Raw genomic sequence first — 4871 nt, forward strand, 5'->3', positions numbered from 1 at the left:
AGCCAGGGGGCAGGCGTGCCGCCGGGGCCACGCGCTCCGCCCGGGGCGGCCACGGACCGCCGCGCGGGGACGGCGCAGCACTCATGTCCGCCCGGTGACACGGCCGGCTCCGGGGCGGGCCGGGACTCCGGTGGGCGCGCCGGGGTGCACGCACCGTGTGCCCCGGGGCGGACTCACGTCCCGAGCCGGACCAGGACCGGCGGGCCGGTCTCCCCGGCGACGGTGGTGAGGGAGAGCACGGCATGCCGCGGCGGCAGGCGGTGGGCGAGTTCCGACGCGGACCAGCGTTCCCGCTCCACGCGCCGGACCGTCACTGTCTCGGTGGTCGCGTCCCGCCCCGTGAAGAGCTTCCGCACGCCACGGACGCCTCGGCGCAGCGCTCCGCCGTGGCGGTCCGGCGAGCTGCTGACGTCACGGTCCTCGGTCCACTCCTTGCCCCAGGCGCGGGCGAACTGCTCACCGTCCCAGGTGGTGATGCCGGAGAGCGCCATGCGGCAACCCACGGCGCCCAGCAGCCCGGCGCGGAGCCGTTCCGGTACCTCGTCCAGCGTGCGCAGCGAGAGCACCGCCCCGGCGTTGGCCGGTCGCAGGTGGGTGAGGCCCCGCACCGTCGCGGCGGTGAACGCGGCGGTCGCGTCGTCCACGACGAGGCAGGCGAACAGCGAACGGTCCCCGCGGGCGGTGGCCGCGGCGGTGAACTGGGCGAGCACCAGGCGGGTGATGATCCGGGCCGCCTCCGCGTGCCCGGTGGCCGGGAGGTCCACGCGGATCCGGAGCGGGTGCTCCAGGGCGGCGGCGAGCGAGAAGGGACGCACCCGACGCGCGCCGGTGTCCCCGGGGGCGGCGGAGAAGCCGCAGCGGTCCAGCACGGCGAGCCGGTCGGCGAGGAGGAGACCGACGTCCCCGGGGCGCTCCGCCTGGCGGGTCCGTGCGGACAACTCCCGGAGCTGGTCCCAGGCCCCGGCGTGCTCCAGGTCCTCGCCGAGCGTCGTCATGAGTCCCGGGGCCCCGTCCAGCAGCGCCCGGAGTTCCGGCACGTCGGGGAGTCCGCCGTAAGCGGCCCGGTAGGGGCCGAGGAGTTGCGCCAGCGCCGCGGCGGCGTCCGCCGGGTCGGCGCGGGTGCCGGCCGTCAGGACCTCCGCCAGCAGGGCCGCCGCCTCGTCGGTGTCCTCGGCCCCTCCGTACAGGTCGAGCCGGTGTCCGCCTCCGGTGTCACCGATCCGGACGATGACGTCGAACGCGTCGTCGGGACCGAGTGCGGACGCCACACCGCCCATGGCGACGACGGCGGCCCGACCGGCCAGCGCCTCGAGGCAGAGCGATTCGATCACGGGCCGCACCACCCGGCCGGTCTTGCCGGACCCGGGAGGTCCGACTGCGAGGAGCGAGGTGCCGAGGACGGTGGGGTCGAGCGCCACCCCGGTACCGCGGTGGGCGTAGGGGTTGCGTTCGTCGTCCAGTGCCTCGCCGACGAAGACCTGACGGGTGAGGAGGTCGTGCCGTGCGGCACGCGCCACCAGGTCCCTGGCGCCCGAGGGGTGCACGAACGCGCCGGGGCCGTCCTGGAGCACGGCGTCGGTGAACGCCGCCAACTCGGTGGGGCGGGCCCGTACTGCCTGCCAGGCGGTGTCGATCCGCACGTAGTCGAGGTCGCTCAGCGTGCCGGCGCGCAGCTCGGTGGTGAGACGGTCCGCCGCTTCCTCGGCGCCGCCGTCCCGGAGCTGCTGCCACCGGGAGAGGTCCGCTGGGGTGGCACCCCGGTCCGCGAGGGCACCGGCCCGGAGCCGCCGCAGCGCCCCGCGCCAGTCACCTGCCACGGCCGCGGCTGCCAGAAGCACCAGGGTCCACACGAGGTAGTGCGCGTTGTAGGCGATCACGTACAGGGTGGAATCGCCGTCACGCCACCAGCCGTCGGGCACCAGCACGTACAGGGGTTCGAGCCAGAACTGCCAGACCCCTCCGAAGCTCAGGCCCCATGCCCACGCCCCGAGCACGAAGGCCGCGGCGGCGCGGGCCGAGATCATCCGGGGCAGCGGTGGAGAGTCCGGGGCCACCCGCAGGCCCGTCAGCAGCCTCGGTCGGTGACGCCGCCAGACGCGGGGCCAGCTCCCCAGGCGACCGAAGAGGAAGGCCAGCAGGGCGGCGAAGAGAACGTAGTACAGATAGGTGAAGGACGCGTAGGTGCGCGATCCGCTCCACGCGTCCGAGGTGACCCACTCCAGCGGCCACAGCCAGACCCTGATGTAGCCGTTCCAGCACAGGGACCAGACCAGGAGGCCGCCGAGCAACGCCAGCAACGCGCCACCGTGGAGTTCTCGGTCGCCCAGCGGTTCGGCGTCCTCCACCGGGCGGGGAGTGTGCCCGAAGCGCCAGATACCGGGCGAGGTCTCCGGCCTCGGCGCGCGGAGCCACCCGGCGAGCGAGGGTGCCGCGGCCGGAGGAGGCGGCGGAGGCACGCGGGGGGCCGGCGGAGCTCCGCGGTACGTGGGCAGCGCGCTGGGGTTCTCGTGCGGTCCGGGCCGCGCACCGTCGGTCGTCATCGCCTCCGCCGATCCCGGACGGCCGGTGGGCACGGCCACCCGTCACTGTGCTGGTGGTCCCCACCCTAGAGGGCCGGCACACTCCGCAGTCGCTCCTGTCGCACTCCAACTACGCGACGGCGATCCGCCGTTGCCGACCTCGCGCCGCCCGCCCCGATCCGCCCCCGGGGCAGCGGCCTCGTGACCGCGCCACGCACCCGCCTCGTGCACGCAGCCACCGCGGGGACGCGGGCTCGTCCCGAGGGCGACAGCGCCAGCCGGCTGCGGGTGATCGGCAGCCGCGCTGCCGAGCAGCGGCGGGGAGGCGCCACAGCCGTCGGCAACACGGCGCACCGAAGAGGCCATGCGCTGGTTCGAGCGCCCCGGAGCGTGTTCGGCGCCCAACAGGTGACTCGGGCGCCCCGCGGGCGGCGCTGTCCCGGAGGCGCGCGAGGGCGCCGCTGCTCCGCCGCGGCCAAGACACGCGGGGCACTGTGCCGCGACGGTGCATGTCGGCATTGCCCCGATGGCCCTAGCCTGCGAAGTGCAAGCACGGACGCCGGGCCGTGGCGTGGTGGCCCCGCCCCGGTACCGAGGCGTCCGACGCCATCACGTTCGGAGGAGCGCTTCCGATGAGCATCACCCAGGATCTGTCCGGAGGACCGGCGCTGACCCAGGAGCGCCGCGTCGTCACCGAAATTCCCGGTCCGAAGTCCCGCGAGCTGATGGCGCGGAAGCAGGCGGCCGTGGCCGACGGCGTCGGGGCCGTCCTGCCCGTCTTCGTCGAGCGAGCAGGCGGGGCGGTGATCGAGGACGTGGACGGCAACCGGCTGATCGACTTCGGTTCGGGTATCGCCGTGACCTCCGTCGGCAACAGCGCGGAGGCAGTGGTCAGGCGGGCGACGGAGCAGCTCAACCGGTTCACCCACACCTGCGCGATGGTGACACCGTACGAGGGGTACGTCGCGGTATGCGAGGAGCTCGCCGCGGTCACCCCGGGCGACCACGCCAAGAAGTCGGCACTGTTCAACTCGGGAGCCGAAGCAGTCGAGAACGCGGTGAAGATCGCCAGGACCCACACCGGACGGCAGGCGATCGTCGTGTTCGAGCACGGCTACCACGGCAGGACCAACCTGACGATGGCGCTGACCTCCAAGAACATGCCGTACAAGCACGGGTTCGGGCCGTTCGCACCCGAGATCTACCGCGTACCGGTGGCTTACCCGTACCGCTGGCTCACCGGTGCCGAGAACTGCGCGGAAGAGGCCGCCGCCCAGGTCATCGATCACGTGACCAAGCAGATCGGCGCGGAGAACACGGCGGCAATCGTCATCGAGCCCCTGCTCGGCGAAGGCGGGTTCATCGAGCCGGCCCGGGGCTTCCTGCCGCGCATCGCCGAGTTCGCCCGGGAGAACGGCATCGTCTTCGTGGCGGACGAGATCCAGAGCGGCTTCTGCCGCACGGGGCAGTGGTTCGCCTGTGACGACGAAGGAGTCGTGCCCGACCTGATCACCACCGCCAAGGGCATCGCCGGCGGCATGCCGCTCGCCGCCGTCACCGGCCGTGCGGAGATCATGGACTCCGCCCATGCAGGGGGGCTCGGGGGCACGTACGGCGGGAACCCCGTCGCCTGTGCCGCGGCCCTGGGCGCGATCGAGACCATGCGGGAGCAGGATCTCGCGGCCCGTGCGCGTCGCATCGAGGAGATCATGAAGCCACGGCTGCTGCGGCTCGCCGAGGAGTTCCCGTCGATCGGCGAGGTGAGGGGCCGGGGCGCCATGCTGGCGGTCGAGTTGGTGCGTCCCGGCGGCAAGGAGCCGGACCCCGACCTGACCGCGGCGGTCGCACGGCGGTGCCACCAGGCCGGCCTGCTCGTGCTGACATGCGGGACCTACGGGAACGTCCTGCGTTTCCTGCCGCCGCTCGTCATCGGCGAGGAACTGCTCAACGAGGGCCTCGACGTGCTCCGTGAGGCGTTCGCCGCGTCCTGAACGACGGTGCCCTGTTCCACCGCGCGCGGGGTGGAACAGGGCGGCTGCCGTCCCGCACGGGGCGGCACGCCCCGCTGCCCCGACGTCCGAGGGCGTGGTGGACGGGCCAACCGGGCCGGCCGCTCGCAGCGGCGAGGGACGCCCGAGGCAACGCATCGGGCGGACGGCGCGGCCCCGTACCCCCGGGTCCGCGCCGTCCTGCCGCCCCGCACCCGACGTCCGTCCACTGCGAGTCGTCGCCCCGCCACGGAGCCGGTCCGTTGCTCTGGGTGGGGCTCGCCGTGGTAGCGGCTGCCTTCGCGTACGAGCACACCATCGTCCGGCCGGGCGACCTCTCCCGGTTGAACCGGGCGTTCTTCAC

2 protein-coding genes and 1 pseudogene are annotated in these 4871 nt (G+C 74.1%); 2 read left to right on the forward strand and 1 reads right to left on the reverse strand.

Annotation, left to right across the window (positions count from 1 at the left end):
- Positions 1 to 173: 173 nt before the first annotated feature.
- A complete protein-coding gene (locus tag HCJ92_RS22205) occupies positions 174 to 2345 on the reverse strand; it encodes a type IV secretory system conjugative DNA transfer family protein (RefSeq protein WP_338054325.1) in 2172 nt (723 codons plus the stop codon).
- 806 nt (positions 2346 to 3151) lie between these two features.
- On the opposite strand from HCJ92_RS22205, the gene gabT reads away from it, so the two are divergent.
- Both gabT and ubiA read left to right on the forward strand, forming a co-directional pair.
- The gene (gabT, locus tag HCJ92_RS22210) at positions 3152 to 4510 is read left to right on the forward strand and encodes a 4-aminobutyrate--2-oxoglutarate transaminase (protein WP_167935395.1); all 1359 of its coding nucleotides are present in this window, start codon (positions 3152 to 3154) and stop codon (positions 4508 to 4510) included.
- 248 nt (positions 4511 to 4758) lie between these two features.
- A pseudogene (gene ubiA, locus HCJ92_RS25185) lies at positions 4759 to 4871 on the forward strand (4-hydroxybenzoate octaprenyltransferase); the annotation flags it as partial.

Source organism: Streptomyces spiramenti (assembly GCF_012034385.1).
In the GTDB taxonomy this organism is placed as follows: domain Bacteria; phylum Actinomycetota; class Actinomycetes; order Streptomycetales; family Streptomycetaceae; genus Streptomyces; species Streptomyces spiramenti.

Coding starts and splice junctions, on each gene's coding strand:
- gabT (WP_167935395.1), top strand. CDS start 3,152: ATGAGCATCACCCAGGATCTGTCCGGAGGACCGGCGCTGACCCAGGAG.